The following is an 18,161-nucleotide window of genomic DNA, read 5'->3' as shown; positions in this document are numbered from 1 at the left end:
GCGGCGGGCAGTCCGCGCGACAATACTTCGGCGGAAGGCCAATAATCGCTCTTCTTGGTCGAAAAGAGCGGTTATTGTCCAGACTTTCGCGATTTTTCCTATTCACGTTTGCTTAGTCTATTTCATGTCAAAGCTTGAGGGATGCAATTGCCCTGGGCCGGCGACCGATCCGCAGGCCTCAGCGCCAATCCGGTCCGTCCTCATCATGCTGTCCCACATCGCCAATCTGAAGATTGCCGTGAAGATCGGCGCAACCCTGGTGTTCCTGATCGGCGTGGGGCTCGCGACGTCGCTGGTCTCGCTGTCGAACCTCTCGAAGATCGAGGAAACGGGACGCTGGACGGCGCACACGCACGTGGTGCTCCAACGCTTGAACGACATCGTCGGCGCGATGGTGAACCAGGAGACGGGTCTTCGCGGATATCTGATCTCGGGCAACGACGCCTTCCTCGAGCCCTACCGGCTCGGGGCCGCCACCTACGCGGAAGCACACGCGACGGCGCTGCGCCTCACCGCCGACAATCCGGTTCAGCAGAAGCACCTCGCCGATCTCGACGCGCAGGTGCGGTCCTGGCGCACGGACGTGGTCGAGCGCGAGATCGCGCTCATGCGCGAGACCTCGACCCGCGAGGCGGCGCGTGCCCTCGAAGCCTCCGGAGCGGGCAAGGCCGCGATGGATGCGCTGCGCCGGATCGCCGATCAGACCGCCGATGCGGAGAGGGCTCTGCTGCGCTCGCGGGATGAGGCTGCGAAGGAAGCCGCCGACTTCTCGCGCCTCGCCAATGGTGCCGGCCTCGCGACCATGCTGCTCGCCGCCGGCCTGTCGCTCCTTCTGCTGCATCTCGGGATCAGCCGTCCGATCCGGCGGCTCAACGCGGTGATGGGGCGCCTGGCCGCCCACGATCTCTCGGTCACCGTGACGAGCGTCGGCCGCCGGGACGAGGTCGGCGAGATGGCGGCGGCGGTGCAGGTCTTCAAGGAAAGCCTGATCCGCGCAAGCTCCCTCGAGGAGGAGGCCGCCCTGGCGCGCGCCGGCGTCGAAGCCCAGCGCAAGGCGGCGATGCGCGAACTCGCGGACGGCTTCGAGGACGCGGTCGGCGGCATCGTTCACGCCGTCTCCCTGGCGGCGACCGGCCTGCAGGACACCGCCCAGGGCCTGAATGCCAATGCGGGCCGCACGGCCGAGCAGGCGGTCACGGTGGCGGCGGCGGCGGAAGAGGCGGCGGCGAACGTCACGATGGTCGCGTCGGCCGCCGAGGAGCTCGGCAGCTCGGTCGACGAGATCGGTCGGCAGGTCCAGGGCTCCGCGACGCTCGCCTCGGCGGCGGTCCAGGAGGCCGGACAGACCGCGGCGCTGGTTCAGGCGCTCAGCGCAGGCGCGACCAAGATCGGCGACGTCGTCAGCCTGATCTCGAGCATCGCCGGCCAGACGAACCTCCTCGCCCTCAACGCCACGATCGAGGCGGCCCGGGCGGGCGATGCGGGGCGGGGTTTCGCGGTGGTCGCCGCGGAAGTGAAGGAACTCGCGAGCCAGACGGCGCGGGCCACGGACGAGATCTCGCGCCAGATCGCCGACATCCAGAATTCGACGAGCCAAGCCGTCATGGCGATCGAGAGCATCACCGGCCGGGTGAGCGAGATGCGCACCGTCACGGCCGCGATCGCGGTGTCCGTCGAGCAGCAGGGCTCGGCGACGCGGGAGATCGTGCGCAATGTCGGCCACGCCGCGTCCGGCACCGGCGAGGTCACGCGCAGCATCGCGAGCGTCGCCGGAGCCGCGGACGAGACGGGAGGAACGGCCGGCCACCTCCTCACATCGGCCTCGGACCTCTCGTCCCAGTCGACGCATCTCGGCGCCGAAGTGCGGCGGTTCCTCGACAGCGTGCGGGCGGCCTGATCAGCGCTCCCGGCGCCAGAGCCCGGCGCGCTCGGAGCGGGCCTGCTCCTCCGCCGCCAGAAGGTCCGGCGGGGCGTCGCCCGACGCCCGCGCTCCGCCCGCCGCGAGGATGAGCGAAGCGAGGTCGTCTCCGTCGATCCGGCAGCGCAGGCCCTGCGCCTCCGGGCCCTGCGCGCAGGCGACCTCCCGGCGCCGGAGATAGCGGGCGAGCTGACGCGCCAGCGTGCCGCCCTCGCCCTCGACACCGAGGAGCCGCACGACGCGGCCTCGGAAGGCGAGGGTCCCGGTATCGATGACCTCCGGCACCCCGCGCAGCTCCGGACCGGCGGTGACGGCAGGCTCCTTGGCCGGAGCCGGCTCCGCGCGGGCGGCGGAGGGGCGCTTGGCGCGCCCCTTGGCCATCTGGACGCTGGCGCGCTGCACGAAGTCCCGGAAGATCGTCGCCGGAAGATCGCCCCCGCTGACCCGGTTCATCGCGCTGTTGTCGTCATTGCCGACCCAGACGCCCACGACGAGGTCGGGCGTCAGGCCGACGAACCAGGCATCGCGGTAATCCTGGGTCGTGCCGGTCTTGCCGCCGACCGGGATGTTGGCGACCCGCGCGGCCTTTCCCGTGCCGCTCTCGACCACGGCCTGCAGGGAATCGAGCATCATGGTCCGGCTGTCGCCGGGGAGCACGGCGCTGCTCTTCGGATCTGCGTGCACGTAGAGCGGGGCCGGCACACCACCGCGGATCGCGTGAATGCCGAAGGTCTCGACCGGGATCCGGTCGGCGAGCACCCCCGCGTAGGCGCGCGTCATTTCCAGAAGGGTGATCTCGGCCGAACCAAGCGCGAGGCTCGGCACATTCGGCAGCTCGGATTGTACGCCGAGGCGGCGCGCCGTCTCGATCACGGCGGGCACGCCCACTTCATCTGCGATCTGGGCCGCGATGGTGTTGATCGAGAGTGCGAAGGCCGTCCGCAGGGGCACCGCACCGCGGAAGCGGTTGTTCGCGTTCTGCGGCTCCCAATCGCCGATCTGGATCGGCCGGTCGACCAGGACACTCTCCGGCGTGTAGCCCTTCTCGTAGGCGCTGAGGTAGACGAACAGCTTGAAGAGCGAGCCGGCCTGGCGCTTGGCCTGGGTCGCACGGTTGAACTGGCTGTCCTCGTAGTCGCGGCCGCCGACCATCGCCAGGATGGCGCCGTCCTTCGACAGGGCCACGAGAGCGGCCTGACCGGCCTTCTTCTTTGCACCCTCGGCATCGAGCCGCCGGGCGACGACGCCCTCGGCGAGGCTCTGCAGGTCGAGGTTCAGCGTGGTGCGGACGGTGAGGTCGCCGCTGGCATCCGAGAGGCGCTTGGCGTCACCGGCCACCATGTCGAGGAAATAGTTGGTCCCCGGCGGCGTCTCGGGCGGGGTGCGAAGCGTGATGGTCTGCGCGCGCGCCTTGTCGGCCGCATCCGGCGTGATGGCGCCGGTCTCGACCATCGTCTGCAGAACCACGTCGGCCCGCTCCTTGGCGCCTCCGAAATTGCGCGTCGGGGCGAGCTGCGAGGGCGCCCGCACGAGCCCCGCGAGCATCGCCGCCTCCGGCAGGGTCAGGGCCTTGGCGCCCTTGCCGAAATAGCGCCGCGCCGCCGCGTCGACGCCGTAGGCGCCGGCCCCGAAATACGCGGTGTTCAGGTAGCCGAGCAGGATCGCGTCCTTCGACATCTCACTCTCGACCCGCAGCGCCAGGAGGGCCTCCTGGATCTTGCGGCGGAGCGTCTTCTCCTGCGTCAGCGAGGTGAGACGGACATATTGCTGCGTGATGGTCGATCCGCCCTCGCGCACGCCGCCGCCGACCGCATTGCGCCAAGCCGCGCGCAGGAGGCCCCGCAGATCGACGCCCCAATGGCTGTAGAAGCGCCTGTCCTCGATGGCGATGATCGCCTGCGCGAGGTGAGGCGGGAGGTCGGCCGCCGTCAGGGGCTGCCCCCGGAAGGCGCCCCGGGTCGCGAAGACGCGCCCGTCATCGGCCTCGACCGTGAGGGCGCGCTGTCCGGGATCGACCGCGGCTCCGCCGAGGGGCGGCAGGGTCAGGAAGCTCGAGATCACAAGGCCCGCGAGCAGGATCGGCGGCAGCGCCACCACCGCGAGGGCGAGGGCCATGATGGGCCGGCTCCGCAGGCGCCCACCCCATCCGGATTGCCGCCGCGGGGGCACCAGATCGCTCCCCGGCGCCCTGGTGGCCGGTGCCGGATCCGGACTGGGCCGGCGCAGCCGCTCGGCGAAGCCCCGGAAGAGGGGAGCCGAGCCCTGCCCGGCCTGGCGGGCGCGCCGGCCGGCTCCCCGCGCTGCACCGAGCGCGAGCCGACCGAGCTGGCGCGTAAGGACGCGCGCCGCCGCAGCCGCCTCCCGGGCCGCCTCCCGCGGATCCGGATCGCGCGCGGGGGTGGAGCGCCGATCTCCGCTGCCGGCCTGCGGATGTTCCGGATCGAGAGGGGCCATCGGCTACCAAACACCCGGCGCGTGGCCGGCCTGGACGGGGGAGAGGCCGCCGTTCTAGACCGGATGCATCCGCCAAGGCTACGCCTGCCGGGCTTCGCGCCCGAAGCGGCGCGAGCCCGCGTCGCGGCGGCCAGAACTCAGGCCGTCCTGGGCGTTGGCGCCGGTCGACCCGCCTCCTCGTGCCGGCCCCGCAGGCGGAAGGCGAGGATCACCAGCATCACCCCGAACGCGAGGGCGTAGCCGCCCAGCCACCAGGTGAGCACCACGGCGGACATGCCGGGGTTGATCAGCAGCGCGAGGCCGAACAGGACCGAGATGACGCCGCCGAGCACCAGCCACCAGCGGCCGTAATGGAGATGCAGGCGGAACGCGGCGGCCAGCATCAGGCCGCCGCTGACGAGAGCCCAGAGCGCCACGAGATAGATGAAGGCCCAGACGGCCGCAGCCGGCATCAGGAAGGCCACGATGCCTACCACGATGTCGAGGAGGCCCTCGAGCAGAAGCAGTCCCCAGCGCTCCTGCCGCTGCGCTGCGCGCATTGAGGCGACCACGCCGCAGATCCCGTCGACGAGCATGTAGGCGGAGAAGAACAGCACCAGAGTCAGGATCGTGGCGAGGGGGGCCACGAAGGCGACGATGCCGAACAGGATCGCGAACACGCCCCGCAAGGCCACGAGCCACCAGTTGCGCGCGAGCACGGTGCTCATGGCATCGAGGCGCGCCGCGCCGGTCAGCGGACCGATGGACGAGTTCACGCCACCCGGCGGTGACGAAGCGGTCGGTGTGCCGATTGCCATGGGACGAAACTCCTCGCATGCGCGTCTCGGCGCCGTCGCGTCGCGCGAGACCTTGGCCGCTGAACGCCGCTCAACGGTCGGCGTTCCCTTCGAGTCAACTTCGTCTCGGCCGTACGGAACCTTGAGGCACTTCCCGTCTTTGGAGCTGCGAGGCGGGTTATCGAGCGTTCCGGGCTGTCCAGCAGCCTTGGAGCCTTCGCGGACACTTCACCGATGCTTGATGACCGACAGCCGCCGCCGTCCGATGACACGCGCCGCCACGATCTCCAGACCAGCCCCGAGACCGACACGTCGATGCAGCGTCCGCGCGATCGCATCGATGTCGGCGGCGACGGGGACCGGTCGGATCCGTCTCAGGAAGCCCGGGGCGCGCCCCCGGATGACGAAGCTCCCACGGACGCGGGCGCCAGAACCGCGCGAGACGAAGGAAGTCGCGAAGACGACGATCACGATGACGAGACCGAGCCGGGTCTGATCCGCCGGCATCCGATCTGGTTCGGCCTCGGCACCGTTGCGTTGATCCTGCTGGCGGTCGCCGGATATGTCTACTGGGCCGCCTACCTGCACCCCTATGAATCCACGGACGATGCCTTCGTGGATGCGCGGCAGTTCACCGTTGCGCCGAAGGTCTCGGGCTACGTCATCGACGTTCCGATCACCGACAACCAGCATGTCGAGACGGGGCAGACCTTGTTCCAGATCGACCGGCGCGACTACGAGGTCGCCCTGGCGCAGGGCCAGGCGCAGATCGCCTCCGCCCAAGCCTCGATCCAGAACGTGGACGCACAGATCGAGGGCCAGCGGGCGCAGATCGACGTCGCCAAGGCGCAGGTGACGCAAACCCAGGCTGCTCTCGACTTCGCCAAGGCGGATGCCGCCCGCTACAAGGATCTGGCGACACGCGGGGCCGGCACGGTCCAGCAATCCCAGCAATCGACCTCGAACCTTGAGCAGCAACAGGCCTCGCTCCAGCGGTCGCAGGCAAGCGTCATCGCGGCGCAGAAACAGATCGGGTCCCTTGAGGCCCAGAAGGCGAGCGCCGAGGCGAGCCTCGCGACCGCGCGGGCACAGGCCGCCCAGGCCGAGCTCAACCTCGGCTACACGACCGTGACGGCGGCGCAGCCGGGGCGGATGGTGCAGCTCTCCGGCGCCAAAGGGCAGTTCGCGCAGGCGGGCCAGAGCCTGGCAACCTTCGTGCCCGACGAGAAGTGGGTGACGGCGAACTACAAGGAGACGCAGATCACCGACATGCGCCCCGGTCAGCGCGCGGAGATCGAGATCGACGCCTATCCCGACCGCAAGATCACCGGCCGCGTCGATTCCGTTCAGCCGGGCTCCGGCACGGCCTTCAGCCTGCTGCCTGCCCAGAACGCCACCGGCAACTACGTGAAGGTGGTCCAGCGCATCCCGGTCAAGATCGTGGTCGACGCGTGGCCGGGGGACGTCTCGATCGGCCCCGGGATGTCGATCGTCCCGACGGTGCGGGTGCGATGAGCGCGGGCGCCGCAGCGTCGGCCGGGGGATCCTCGAAGAGCCTTCCGAAGGCCCCCGGCGGGCACAGCCCCTGGGCCATCGCCCTCGTGGTCTCGCTCGCGACCTTCATGGAGGTGCTCGACACCACCATCGCGAACGTGGCGCTGCGCTACATCTCGGGCGGCCTCGCGGTCGGTCCCGACGAGGCGGCCTGGGTGGTGACGAGCTACCTCGTGGCCAACGCGATCGTGCTGACGGCTTCGAGCTTCCTCGCCAAGCGTTTCGGGCGCAAAGCCTTCTTCATGTGGAGCATCGCGCTCTTCACCGTCGCGTCGATCCTCTGCGGCTTTGCCTGGAACCTGCAATCGCTCCTGGTCTTCCGCGTTCTGCAGGGCCTCGGCGGCGGCGGGATGGCGCCCCTGGCGCAATCGATCCTGGCCGATTCCTTCCCGCCGCAGAAGCGCGGTCAAGCCTTCGCGCTCTACGGGCTCGCCGTCGTGGTGGCGCCCGTGGTCGGACCGACCCTCGGAGGCTGGCTCTCCGACAACGTGTCCTGGCACTGGTGCTTTCTGATCAACGGCCCGATCGGCATCCTGGCCCTCGTGCTGATGTACTTCCTCCTCGAGGACCCGAAATCGGCCATTGCAGAGCGCCGCCGCCTTCGCAAGCAGGGCGTCCGTTTCGACATCGTCGGATTCATCCTGGTGGCGACGTTCCTCGGCTCCCTTGAGGTGGTGCTCGACGAAGGCCAGCGCGACGATTGGTTCGGCTCGAACCTCATCATCACCTTCGCGATGCTCAGCCTCGTCGCCTTCGTGCTGATGATCCCGTGGGAGTTGCGCCACAAGAACCCGGTGGTCGACCTGCGCCTCCTCGGCAAGCGTCAGTTCGGTGCCTGCTTCCTCGTGATGCTGGCCACCGGCGCGATCCTGATCGCCACGACGCAGTTCATCCCGCAGATCGTTCAGGATTACTTCGGCTACACGGCGACGCTCGCCGGCCTAGCGCTCGCGCCAGGCGGCGTCGTGACGGTGTTCATGATGCTGGTGATCGGGCGGGTGTCGGGCTACGTCCAGCCGAAATACCTGATCGCCGCCGGCGCGACGATCGTCGCCCTCGCGATGTACGACCTGACCCGCCTCTACGGCGACGTCACCTTCTGGTTCTTCGCGTGGTCACGCATCTATATCGGAATCGGCCTGCCGATGATCTTCATCTCGATCACCGCGGCCTCCTACGAGGGCATCGACAAGTCGCAGACCGATCAGGCCTCGGCGCTCATCAACGTCGCCCGCAATGTCGGCGGCTCGATGGGCGTCTCGCTCGCCCAGAACATCCTGGCGTACCGGCAGCAATTCCATCAGAGCCGGCTCGCGGAGCACGTTTCCCCAGCCGATCCCGCCTATCAGGAGACCATGCGGCAGGCGACGCGGTACTTCTCCCTGCACGGTGCGGCGGGCGTCGACGCACAAGGGCAGGCGACGGCTTGGATCGGACAGCAGCTCGCCCAGCAGGTCGCCTTCTGGGCCTATATCGACGTGTTCTGGGCCCTCGCCCTGGTCTCGGCCTCCGCCGTGCCGCTGGCCATGATCCTCAGCCGGGTCAAGCGCGGCGGGGATGCACCGGCCGGCCACTGAAGGCACCCGCCGCCCCCGCCTCAGGTCGCTGCGCCCTTCGGCTTCGCCTGGGGGCGAGATCAGGAGCCGTCGGGCGGCGGGTTCGCGCCGCGACGATCATTGCGCCGTCGGTAGCGAAGCGTCCGTGACTTGCAGGCGGCCCTCCGCGGATGGCACGGGCGGTGCCGGCAATTCGGCGGGAGCCGGTCCGGCAAGGGCCGTCACGCCCTCGTACTGGCTCAGCCGGCGATCGATCATGCCGTCGATCCGCTCGTAGACCTCCGCGACCGTGAGGCTGCGTCGGCCCTTGCCGGCCTTCTCGGTGAACAGGCTCCGGTTCGCGCGGGCGGCGCTGCGGAACTCCTTCTGGGCATCCTTCTCGGGCTTCTCGGCGCTGAGCGCGAGGAAGCGGCCGGCGCTGGTCGTGCCGAGGAAATGGGCGAGATAGAGTTCCGAGGTCTTCAGGTCGCGTCCGATCCGGGCCTCGATGCGGGCGCGGTCGCGCTTGATCAGTTCCGCGGCCATGAGGGCGGCCACGTAGGGATCTCGGCGCAGGCCGAGTACCCGCTCGCGCATGGCCTCGCCCGTCACAGTGATGCCGGCGCCGCGCCCGGTCACGGCCGAAGCCTCGGATTCGTAGCCGTAGCGGGCGCCGAAATCGCGGATCATCTCGAGCCAGGTGGCGCTGACGAACTGGAACAGCCCCTCGGCCGAGGACGTCGCGGCCTTCGCCCGGGTGGCGAAGCTCGATTCCTTGTCGGCGAGCGCCATCATGTAGACCGGATCGACCCCGGCCTCGGCGGAGGCCCGCAGGATCGTCTCGACGATCCTGCGGGGCACGCTCATGTCGCCGAAGCGCAGAATCTCGTCCCCCGGCCCGTTGCGCGGTTGCGGCAGGGCGGCAAGGTCGCTCTCGATCAGGGCAGCCGTCGCCGGCTCCTGCTCGAGCAGGGGAACTCCCCCCCAATCCGCGGGTTTATCGGGTCCGGTGCGCGCCGCGAGATCCTGGGCCGCGAAGGCCCGCTCGTCGATCCGGTCATGCGCTGCCGCAGCCGGCGCGAGCGCATTCTGCGGAAGGCAGAAGCCGGCCATCAGACCAGCCAGCAAAGTCGCGATGGTGCGGCGCCGAATATTGGCAAAGGTCCGGCCCTGTTTCTGGTGCTCGGCCCGCAGTAGCCACACTACGGAATTGTCCTGCAAATTGGTCTCGCTGGGCACGAGACGGCTCACGTCGTCGGCGCAAAGCGCCGGCTCCGGGAAAACCCCCATGTCTATTCCTTTGTCGTGCCGCGGCTTACTCGGGCGCAGCTTCGATCAAGTGGCCGGCTATGTCGCCGCTCGCTGTGACCACAATGGGACCGCTCCGTGATCCAAGCGTGGCACCCTTAAGAGACCGTTAAGCCTCTCTTTTCACGGATTTTTAACCGCGCGTTCGGGTCCGGTTCAGGGGAATGGGGGCAGGATTTTGTCGCAGTCGGGCTTGGAACGAAGCTCGGCAGAGCCAGTTACCATGGGCCACGCGGGGCAGGCCCTTTCAGCCCGTCCGACGCCCCCGCGTATCCACTGTAGGGAAGTCCTTCTCCAATGAGCATGCAGACCGGTCGCCGCGTCGGCGTTGCGTTCGTTGGCATGGGTGGCGCAGTCGCCACCACAGCCATCGCCGGCATCGAGATGATCAAATCCGGATCGAATCGCCTCGACGGCCTGCCCCTTGCGGGCGTTCCCGTCGCCGGCATGGCGGATTACAAGGATCTCGTTTTCGGCGGCTGGGACCTCAACGCCGACGATCTTGCCGCAGCCGCGACCGGCCACGGCGTACTGACCGCACAGGACATCGAGAACGGCGCGCAGGTTCTGAAGGGCATCACACCCTGGCCGGCGGTGGGCAGCGCGAAGTTCTGCAAGAACATCGACGGGGCGAACCGCATCGTCGCGAAGGATCACCGCGAGACGGTCTCGATCATCGCGAACGACCTGAAGCGCTTCCGCCAGGAGAGCAACCTCGACGAGGTGGTGGTCGTCAACCTCGCCTCGACGGAGCGCTGGCCCGACCTGACCGATCCGGTCCTGAACTCCTCCGCCGCCTTCGAGAAGGGGCTCGACGCCAGCGACGAGTCGATCAGCCCGGCGATGCTCTACGCCTACGCGGCGATCAAGAGCGGCATCCCCTACGCGAACTTCACGCCGAGCATCGCGGCCGACGTGCCGGCGCTGCTCGACCTCGCCAAGGAGCTCAACGTTCCGGTGGCGGGCAAGGACGGCAAGACTGGCCAGACCATGATGAAGACCGTGCTGGCGCCGGCCCTGAAGGCGCGCGCGCTTCACGTCGATGGCTGGTTCTCGACGAACATCCTGGGCAACCGCGACGGCCTCGCCCTCAACGATCCGAGCTCACTGCAGTCGAAGCTCAACACCAAGGGCACGGTGCTCGACTCGATCCTCGGATACCCGGTCGAGGACCACCTCGTGCACATCCACTATTACCGGCCCCGCGGCGACGACAAGGAAGCCTGGGATAACATCGACGTCACCGGCTTCCTCGGTCAGCGCATGCAGATCAAGGTCAACTTCCTCTGCAAGGACTCGATCCTGGCGGCCCCCCTCGTGATCGAGATCGCCCGCGTCCTCGACCTCGCCAAGAAGCGCGGCGACGGCGGCGTGCAAGAGCAGCTCTCGACCTTCTTCAAGGCGCCGATGGTTAAGAATGGCCACGGCCCCGAGCATGCCTTCGGCAAGCAGGAGAAGATGCTTCTCGATTGGCTCGGCGTGCATTGATGTCGTCTCAGGATGCGGTCGCCGGGAGCCACGGCTCGGCTGCGCCCGTGGCCCTGCGCGACCTGCTCGTTGAGCTCAACGACCTGAAGCGAGTCCGTTCGGCGGGGCGCCTCGGCTCCATCGCCGAGCGCCTGTTCGCGCAAGGCTGGGGGGCCCTCACGGGCGGTGCCGCTCCGGAGGATGTCGCCCTCGAGGTGACGGCCACCACCCTCGCGGCTTGCCGCCTGTGCGATCTCGACTCCGCGTTCCTGTCCGCGGCCGGCCTCGATGACGAGGCCGTCACTGACGTTCTCCGCGCGGGCTTCGACGCTGTCGCGACACAGGTCGCGGAGCCTCTGCGGTCGCGGCTGCGCGATCGTCTGGGGCAGCGCGCAGGCCTGCCCGTTGGTCCCCTGCCTGGCTTCGTCGCCGCGCTGGCGCATCAGCCGCGGGCGGGCGTGACCTGCCCCGGCAAGCCACGCATCCTGCTGGAGCCTCCGGAGAACCATGCCGAGCATTGTCTGATGGTGGCGGTGTACGGGGTCGTCCTGAGCCCGTTCTATCGCGCTGACCCCACCACCGTGTTCCTCGCCGCGATGGCGCATCACTTCCACAACGCCGCGATGCCCGATGCCGGCTTCACGGGCGAGATGCTGCTCGGAGATCATCTCGCCCCGATCATGGCGCGGACCACGCAATGGGCCCTCGACGAGTTGCAGCCGGGCCTGCGCGAGGCCGTCGAGCGCGCCCGCGCGGCGCTTCCCGACGACGCGACCGCTGAGGGGCGGGCCTTCCATGCCGCGGACGCCATCGACCGGGTTCTGCAGATCGCCCAGCATCTGAGGGCGGCCTCCCTGACGATGGGAACGGTCCTCGACGAGATGGAACTCGTCCATGCGGGTCCCGTGAAGGGGTTCCATGATCGGGTGCTGGAGGCTATGCGCATCCCGTGATCGCACATGCGACGGGGGCGGGTAACGCAACATGATCCCCTTCGGCCTGAACTCGCCCGAAACCGGCAATGCCCTGAAGTCCGACACGCCGCATTCCCTGCGGGATGCGGAAACCGGCGCGCGTTGGCCGGTGATCGACGGCATCCCCTACCTGCGCACGAACCGCCGCGACCTCGTCGTCCGCACACTGGCCCATCTCGATGCGGGTGAAGCCGAAGTGGCCCTGATCGGCCTCCTCGCCGACCAGGACGATTGGTGGAACGGGCCGCCGGCAAACCCGGACGACTTGCGGCAGATCGTGCGCGAGCGCGATACGGCGACCTTGCGCGATGCCGTGCGGCTCCTCGGCTGGGGCCGCGTCGGCGACTACTTCCTGAACCGCTGGACCGACCCGACCTTCCTGGCGGGACTCGCGCTCCTCGAGGCTCATTGGAACGATCCGTCCTGCGTGTTCGAATTCGCCTGCGGCATCGGGCATTACCTGCGCGAGTTCCAGTCCCGTGGGGCCAAGGTCGCGGGCGCCGACGTGGTGTTCGCCAAGCTCTGGGTCGCGCGGCACTGGGTCGTGCCCGGAAAGGCCCAATTGGTCTGCTTCGATGCCGGCTCGCTGCAGTGGCCGGTCTCCGGCGCACCGGTCGACCTCGTCGTCTGCAACGACGCCTTCTACTTCCTCGACGACAAGGCGACACTCCTCGAGTCCTTGCGCCAGAACGCGGGCGACGACGGCTGGCTCGCCCTGAGCCATATCCACAACAGCGACCGGCCGGGCTTCTCGGCCGGCCGCGCGGTCTCGGCCGAGGAAATCGAGGAGCTGTTCCCGGATGCCCTCGTGTATGACGATGCCGAGCTGACGACGGCCCTGGTCGAGGTCCGCGCCCCGGCACCGCGCAAGCCATCGGACCTGAAGAGCTGCGAGGCGTTCTCGGTGGTTGCCGGGCCCGGCATGCGGCCGGCTCCACGCTCCGTGATCGATGGGCTCACCCTGCCACGCGAGGGGACGCAGCTCACGCTGAACCCGCTCTACGCGCAGGACGCACCCGGATCCTACGTCATCCGCTGGCCGTCCGAGCGCTACGAGGCGGAATATGCCGGCCGGGTGACCTACCCGCTGCAATCGTCCGGTCCGGAAATCCTCGACTGGGTCGGAAAGGCGACTTCGCCCGATGCCGACCGGGTGCGGCGGCGCGAATTCGTCGATCTCCCGGAGCGCTGGTGATGGCGGATCGCGTCGGCTGGGGCATCGTCGGCTACGGCTGGGTCGCGCGCGACTACATGGCCCCGGGGATCCGGGCAGCAGGCCACCGCCTCATCGCGGTCTGCGATCCGGGCGAAGCCTCTCGCCGCGCGGCCGAAGCCGAGGGCGCGCGGGGCCACGCCGAACTCGCGGGCCTCCTCGCGGAGCCCGAGGTCGAGGCGGTCTACGTCGCGACCCCGAACCACCTGCATCGCGGGGCTGTCGAGGCGTTGGCCGCCGCCGGCAAGGCCGTGCTCTGCGAGAAGCCGATGGCGGCCTCCCTCGCGGATGCCGAGGCGATGGCCTCCGCCGTTCGGGGCAGCGGGATCTTCTACGGCACGGCCTTCGACCAGCGCCATCACCCGGGCCATCGCGCCATGCGGGCCGCCATTGAGGCCGGGCGCCTCGGCACGGTGACGGCCGTGCGCATCGTCTACGCCTGCTGGCTCGACCGGGCCTGGGCGTCGTTCCAGGGCCAGGACAACTGGCGGATCGACCCGGCGCAGGCCGGGGGCGGCGCCCTGATCGACCTCGCCCCGCACGGGCTCGATCTCGTCGATTTCTTGGTCGGCGATTGCGTGACCCACATCGCGGCCCTGACCCAGGCCAAGGCCCAGGATTACGCGGTCGACGACGGGGCCCTCCTGATCGGCCAGACGGGCTCCGGGGTGCTCGCGAGCCTGCACGTCGCCTACAATTGTCCAGACAGGCTGCCGCGGCGGCGGCTGGAAGTGCTCGGCACCCGCGGTCAGCTCACCGCCACCGACACGATGGGTCAGGTGGCCGGCGGCAGCGTAACCTTCACGGACGGCAGCACCGGCGCGGTCGAGGCGCTGACCTTCGACACGCAGGCCTCGCCCTTCCTTGAGCAGGTGCGCGCCTTCGGCTCGGCGCTGCGGCGCCCCGAGGAGCGCGCGGCCTACTCGGCGGAGCGCGACCTCCACACCATGCGGCTGATCGCCCGCGCCTACGGCCATGCCGGCGCGCGGGTCGCCTGAGACGACGGAAAGGGACCCCGACGTGACCGACCACGATCAGGATGCCCGGGCACGCCACGCCCGCATCAAGACACCGCGCCGTTACAGCCACGGAGCGCCGCGCCGGATCGAGGGGTTGCCGTCGAGCTTGCCCGAGCCGGTGCGTGCCTATCTGGATATCCTGCCGGAGGGCCGCATCGTCGGATTTCCCCTCGCGCCCCTCGACCGCACGGGGATCCCGGTCTGGTTCGTGTCGCTGTTCCTCGACGATCCCTTCTTCGTCGGCGCGATGCCGAGCGGCATCGGGTACGGGGCCACGGACGACGAGGCCATCATCGGGGCGGTGGCGGAGATCGCCGAGAACCTGATGCCGTCGCTCGCGGTGATGCCGCGCAACAAGGAGCGCGCCTGCTACGACGACCTCGTCAGGGTCTTCGGGGTGGGCGCCGTGGCCGACCCGCTCACCCTCTGCCTGCCCGCGGGCTCGCCGGTGGGGCGCGGCACGGTGCTCGAGTGGACGCCCGCGATCCGGCACCGGACCGGCGAGACCGTGCTGATGCCCCTCGACGTCGCGGCGACGGATTACTTCGAATTGAGCGAGGGTTACGTCCCGTTCACCAACCTGATCACCAACGGCCTCGGTGCCGGGCCGGACGTGCCGTTCGCGCTCGGGCACGGGGTGCTCGAACTGCTGCAGCGGGACGGGAACGGGCTCCTGTTCCGCGCCCTCGATCAGGGCGTCGTGCTCGACGTCTCGGAGGGGCTCGGGCCGGAGACGGCCGCGATGCTGGCGCGGTTGTCGGATCTCGGCATCAGGGCGCTGCCGAAATTCGCCACCGACCAGTTCGGACTGACCAACCTCTACGTCGTGGGGTATGACAAGAACCCGGCCGAAGCCCCTGTTCCGATTGCGCTTTCGGCGTGCGGCGAGGCGTGCGACCCGGACCGGGAGCGGGCGCTCCGCAAGGCGTTGCTGGAGTTCCAGGCGGCGCGGGTGCGCAAGGCGTTCGGGCACGGCCCCCTGGCCTTCGCCGAGCGGGTGACGCCGCCGGGCTACGTGAAAGCCTTCATCCAGAAGGCTTTACCGAGCCTCGACCTCGAGGAGACCCGGGCCCTCAAGGCCATGCTGGAGTGGATCGTGCTGCCGCCGGAGGACCTGCACGCGGTCCTGGCAAAGACGGTCTATTCGGAACAAATCATGAAAGCCTTTCACACATGTCCGACGACGCCGGCCGCCGACGGGCATGAACGGGGCGCCATCGCCTGCGACCGGCTGACCGAGGCCGGGTTCGACATCCTGTACGTCGATTGCTCGCCCCCCGGCGGCGGGGTCGGGGTGGTCAAGGCCATCGTGCCGGGGCTCGAAGTCGAGACCATGAGCTATTACCGGATCGGCGAGCGCAACGCCCGCAAGCTCCTGGAGCGCGACCACCCCCTGATCCGCTTCGGCACGGCGACCGACACGCTCCTGCCCGTGCGCCTGACGCCGGAGGCCCTGGAGCGCTTCGGCGGGCGCCAGCCCCTGTTCGACACCGCCCTGGCGGAACGAATCGTCGGGAGCCATTATCCCCTCTACCGCGAGCCGGAATCGCACCACGCGCCGTTCCGGTTGCAGGAGAGGGGGCAGGCCGCATGACGCTCCGCTTCGCCTACAACACCAACGGCGCCGCCAACCACCGGCTGGACGACGCCCTCGAGCTGATCGCCGAGGCCGGCTACGACGGCGTCGCCCTCACCCTCGACATCCACCACCTCGATCCCTTCGCGGAGGAATGGGCGCGGGAGGCCGAGCGGGTGGCGAGCCGCCTCGAGCGCCTCGGCCTCGGCTCCGTCATCGAGACCGGCGCCCGCTTCCTCCTCGATCCGAAGCACAAGCACGAGCCGACCCTGGTGACGGCCGACGCCACCGCCCGCGCCCGCCGGGTCGGCTTCCTCAAGCGGGCGATCGACATCGGCGGCATCCTGAAATCCGAGGCGGTCTCGTTCTGGGCCGGGGTGCCCAGGCCCGGGATCGAGCCGGACGCGGCCCGGGCCTGGCTGCAGGAGGGCCTCGCCGAGGTCGTCGCCTACGCGGCCGGGCAGGGCGTCGTGCCCTGCCTCGAGCCCGAGCCCGGCATGCTGATCGAGACCCTCGACGATTACGCCGACCTCGCCGTCCCGGGCCTGAAGCTCGCCCTCGACACCGGCCACTGCCTCGTCACCGGCGAGCGCGAGCCGGCCGCGGCGGTGGCCGAGTTCGCCGACCGGATCGGCACCGTGGCGATCGAGGACATGGCGCGGGGCGTCCATGTCCACCTGCCCTTCGGCGCGGGCGACATGGACGTTCCGGGCGTGCTCGCGGCCCTCGAGGCCATCCGGTTCGACAAGCTGATCTGCGTCGAGCTCTCCCGCGAGAGCCACCGGGCCGACACGATGATCCCGCAGGCGCTCGCCTATCTGCGCGATTGCCGCCGCGGCGGCCCCGACCTGCCCCCGCTCGACACGACGCTCCGGGAAACGCCCGTCCGATGAGGATCTGCTTCGTCAGCCGACGCTACTTCCCGGCGATTTCCGGCATGAGCGTCTACGCGCAGAACCTCCTGCGCGAGCTCGTCGGCGCCGGCCACGACGTCACGATGATCAGCCAGTACCGGGGCGACGCCTTCGGCACCCGGGTCTACGGCGGCGGCCCGCCGCCGCCGGTGCCCGGCGTCCGGGTGATCGGCCTGGAGCAGGTCGGCGAGCAGACCGAGGGCGATTTCGAGCGCGACATCGACACGATGGTGGAGACCATCGCGGCCGAGCACGCCCGCCGGCCCTTCGACGTCCTGCACGCGCAGTACGGCTATCCCACGGGCTGGGCCGTGCTCCTCGCATCGCGCCGCCTCGGCGTGCCGAACGTGGTCTCGATCCAGGGCGGCGACGGGCACTGGGTCGGCTCCTGCTGCGAGACCCACCGGGTCGCCATGTGCACGGTGCTGGCCCGGGCCAACGCCCTGCTGATCGGCGGCCGCTCCTTCGTGGCCGAGGTCTGCGACCGGCTCGGCTCCGATCCCGCCCGCTTCACCATCGTGCCGGGCGCCGTCGACACCGTCCGCTTCGCGCGAGGGGATGGGCAAGGGAGCGGGCAAGGGGGCGCGCAGGAGGGTGAGCAAACCGGCGGGAAGGCGGGCGGCGGGCTGCCGGCGCCGCACAGGGGGCCGGTGCGCCTGCTCTACCACGGCCGGGTCGACCGCCGGAAAGGCGTCCTCGACTTCATCGACGCCCTGGCGCTGATGCGCGAGCAGGGAACGGGCTTCGGCGCCACGATCTCGGGGATCGGCCCGGACGTCGAGCCCGCCAGGGCGCGGGCGGCCGAGCACGGCTTCCCCGAATCCGAGATCCGCTTCACCGGCTACGCCGATTACGACAGGGTCCCGGACCTCTACCGGCAGGCGGACGTGTTCGTCTCCCCGACCTACGCGGAGGGCTTCTCCAACACCATCCTGGAGGCGATGGCGGCCGGCCTCGCGGTGGTCTCGACCCACTCGGTCGGGGTCTCGGATTGCCTGCGCGACGACGAGAACGGCCTCCTCGTCGAGCCCGGCGACGTGCCGGCCCTCGCCCGGGCCCTGACCCGGGTGATCGAGGACGAGCCCCTGCGCCGCCGCCTCGCCCGCGACGGCCTCGCGGAATGCCGCCGGGTCTATTCCTGGGCCACGGTCGGCCGCCAGATCATGGAGGTCTACGCCCGCGTCGCCCGCGAGCGCCCGGCCACCGGCTTCTCGCCCGAGCTGCCCGCCGACCCGGCCTGCCGCTTCCGGGCGGAGCCGCACCTCCTGTGAGGGTCTCCACGCCCGGTCCGGCGCCCGTCGTCGCCGCGCCGGAGCGACCGGATGACGCCCGGCCTGCGCCCGCCTCTCCCGGACAAGTCGCGTCCCGCACCCCGACCCTCTCCCGCCCGGGAGCGGGGGCCCGTCGCGGCACCCGCGCCCGCCGACCGGTCCCCCCGGAGCGGCGCACCCCA

General features: G+C 70.0%; 13 protein-coding genes. 10 read left to right on the top strand and 3 right to left on the bottom strand.

Annotation, left to right across the window (positions count from 1 at the left end; translation table 11 throughout):
- The first annotated feature begins 208 nt into the window (after window positions 1-208).
- The gene (locus F6X51_RS21860; RefSeq protein ID WP_407658664.1) at window positions 209-1,897 is read left to right on the top strand and encodes a methyl-accepting chemotaxis protein; all 1,689 of its coding nucleotides are present in this window, start codon (window positions 209-211) and stop codon (window positions 1,895-1,897) included.
- On the opposite strand, the gene F6X51_RS21855 is transcribed toward F6X51_RS21860, so the two are convergent.
- Both F6X51_RS21855 and F6X51_RS21850 read right to left on the bottom strand, forming a co-directional pair.
- A complete protein-coding gene (locus F6X51_RS21855; RefSeq protein WP_150965795.1) occupies window positions 1,898-4,372 on the bottom strand; it encodes a PBP1A family penicillin-binding protein in 2,475 nt (824 codons plus the stop codon).
- A gap of 137 nt (window positions 4,373-4,509) precedes the next feature.
- The gene (locus tag F6X51_RS21850) at window positions 4,510-5,169 is read right to left on the bottom strand and encodes an HdeD family acid-resistance protein (protein WP_150965794.1); all 660 of its coding nucleotides are present in this window, start codon (window positions 5,167-5,169) and stop codon (window positions 4,510-4,512) included.
- Between the two features lie 213 nt (window positions 5,170-5,382).
- Between F6X51_RS21850 and F6X51_RS21845 the strand changes: the two genes are divergently transcribed.
- Window positions 5,383-6,663, top strand: a complete 1,281-nt coding sequence (locus F6X51_RS21845; RefSeq protein WP_246696941.1) for an HlyD family secretion protein — start codon at window positions 5,383-5,385, stop codon at window positions 6,661-6,663.
- Window positions 6,660-8,279 (top strand): DHA2 family efflux MFS transporter permease subunit, encoded by a 1,620-nt coding sequence (locus tag F6X51_RS21840; protein ID WP_150965793.1) that lies wholly within the window; start codon window positions 6,660-6,662, stop codon window positions 8,277-8,279. Before F6X51_RS21845 ends, F6X51_RS21840 begins: the two co-directional genes overlap by 4 nt.
- Before the next feature lie 96 nt (window positions 8,280-8,375).
- Here F6X51_RS21840 and F6X51_RS21835 read toward each other — a convergent pair whose 3' ends face one another.
- On the bottom strand, window positions 8,376-9,527 hold the full coding sequence (locus F6X51_RS21835; RefSeq protein WP_150965792.1) for a transglycosylase SLT domain-containing protein: 1,152 nt from the start codon (window positions 9,525-9,527) through the stop codon (window positions 8,376-8,378).
- Between the two features lie 315 nt (window positions 9,528-9,842).
- Between F6X51_RS21835 and F6X51_RS21830 the strand changes: the two genes are divergently transcribed.
- From F6X51_RS21830 to F6X51_RS21800, 7 genes are read left to right on the top strand one after another with little or no spacing between them, the layout of a single operon-like run.
- Window positions 9,843-11,033 (top strand): inositol-3-phosphate synthase, encoded by a 1,191-nt coding sequence (locus tag F6X51_RS21830; protein ID WP_150965791.1) that lies wholly within the window; start codon window positions 9,843-9,845, stop codon window positions 11,031-11,033.
- Window positions 11,033-11,965: an HD domain-containing protein gene (locus F6X51_RS21825; protein ID WP_150965790.1), complete on the top strand. Its 933-nt coding sequence runs from the start codon at window positions 11,033-11,035 to the stop codon at window positions 11,963-11,965. Before F6X51_RS21830 ends, F6X51_RS21825 begins: the two co-directional genes overlap by 1 nt.
- Window positions 11,966-11,996: 31 nt before the next feature.
- Window positions 11,997-13,181: a class I SAM-dependent methyltransferase gene (locus F6X51_RS21820; protein ID WP_150965789.1), complete on the top strand. Its 1,185-nt coding sequence runs from the start codon at window positions 11,997-11,999 to the stop codon at window positions 13,179-13,181.
- A complete protein-coding gene (locus F6X51_RS21815; protein ID WP_150965788.1) occupies window positions 13,181-14,197 on the top strand; it encodes a Gfo/Idh/MocA family protein in 1,017 nt (338 codons plus the stop codon). The genes F6X51_RS21820 and F6X51_RS21815 overlap by 1 nt, the downstream gene beginning before the upstream one ends.
- Complete coding sequence (locus F6X51_RS21810; protein WP_150965787.1) at window positions 14,175-15,812, top strand: YcaO-like family protein; 1,638 nt, start codon at window positions 14,175-14,177, stop codon at window positions 15,810-15,812. Before F6X51_RS21815 ends, F6X51_RS21810 begins: the two co-directional genes overlap by 23 nt.
- Complete coding sequence (locus tag F6X51_RS21805; protein WP_150965786.1) at window positions 15,809-16,687, top strand: sugar phosphate isomerase/epimerase family protein; 879 nt, start codon at window positions 15,809-15,811, stop codon at window positions 16,685-16,687. The genes F6X51_RS21810 and F6X51_RS21805 overlap by 4 nt, the downstream gene beginning before the upstream one ends.
- On the top strand, window positions 16,684-17,979 hold the full coding sequence (locus tag F6X51_RS21800; RefSeq protein ID WP_150965785.1) for a glycosyltransferase family 4 protein: 1,296 nt from the start codon (window positions 16,684-16,686) through the stop codon (window positions 17,977-17,979). Before F6X51_RS21805 ends, F6X51_RS21800 begins: the two co-directional genes overlap by 4 nt.
- The last annotated feature ends 182 nt before the right edge of the window (window positions 17,980-18,161 follow it).

Source organism: Methylobacterium planeticum, assembly GCF_008806345.1.
GTDB classification, from domain to species: domain Bacteria; phylum Pseudomonadota; class Alphaproteobacteria; order Rhizobiales; family Beijerinckiaceae; genus Methylobacterium; species Methylobacterium planeticum.
This window is presented reverse-complemented; position numbering and strand designations above follow the sequence as displayed.

Excerpts from the sequence above, each read along its gene's own strand:
- F6X51_RS21840 (WP_150965793.1), top strand. The coding sequence starts at position 6,660 with ATGAGCGCGGGCGCCGCAGCGTCGGCCGGGGGATCCTCGAAGAGCCTT.
- F6X51_RS21820 (WP_150965789.1), top strand. The coding sequence starts at position 11,997 with ATGATCCCCTTCGGCCTGAACTCGCCCGAAACCGGCAATGCCCTGAAG.
- F6X51_RS21835 (WP_150965792.1), bottom strand. The coding sequence starts at position 9,527 with ATGGGGGTTTTCCCGGAGCCGGCGCTTTGCGCCGACGACGTGAGCCGT.
- F6X51_RS21850 (WP_150965794.1), bottom strand. The coding sequence starts at position 5,169 with ATGGCAATCGGCACACCGACCGCTTCGTCACCGCCGGGTGGCGTGAAC.
- F6X51_RS21825 (WP_150965790.1), top strand. The coding sequence starts at position 11,033 with ATGTCGTCTCAGGATGCGGTCGCCGGGAGCCACGGCTCGGCTGCGCCC.
- F6X51_RS21830 (WP_150965791.1), top strand. The coding sequence starts at position 9,843 with ATGAGCATGCAGACCGGTCGCCGCGTCGGCGTTGCGTTCGTTGGCATG.
- F6X51_RS21815 (WP_150965788.1), top strand. The coding sequence starts at position 13,181 with ATGGCGGATCGCGTCGGCTGGGGCATCGTCGGCTACGGCTGGGTCGCG.
- F6X51_RS21845 (WP_246696941.1), top strand. The coding sequence starts at position 5,383 with ATGCTTGATGACCGACAGCCGCCGCCGTCCGATGACACGCGCCGCCAC.
- F6X51_RS21855 (WP_150965795.1), bottom strand. The coding sequence starts at position 4,372 with ATGGCCCCTCTCGATCCGGAACATCCGCAGGCCGGCAGCGGAGATCGG.
- F6X51_RS21805 (WP_150965786.1), top strand. The coding sequence starts at position 15,809 with ATGACGCTCCGCTTCGCCTACAACACCAACGGCGCCGCCAACCACCGG.
- F6X51_RS21800 (WP_150965785.1), top strand. The coding sequence starts at position 16,684 with ATGAGGATCTGCTTCGTCAGCCGACGCTACTTCCCGGCGATTTCCGGC.
- F6X51_RS21810 (WP_150965787.1), top strand. The coding sequence starts at position 14,175 with ATGCCGGCGCGCGGGTCGCCTGAGACGACGGAAAGGGACCCCGACGTG.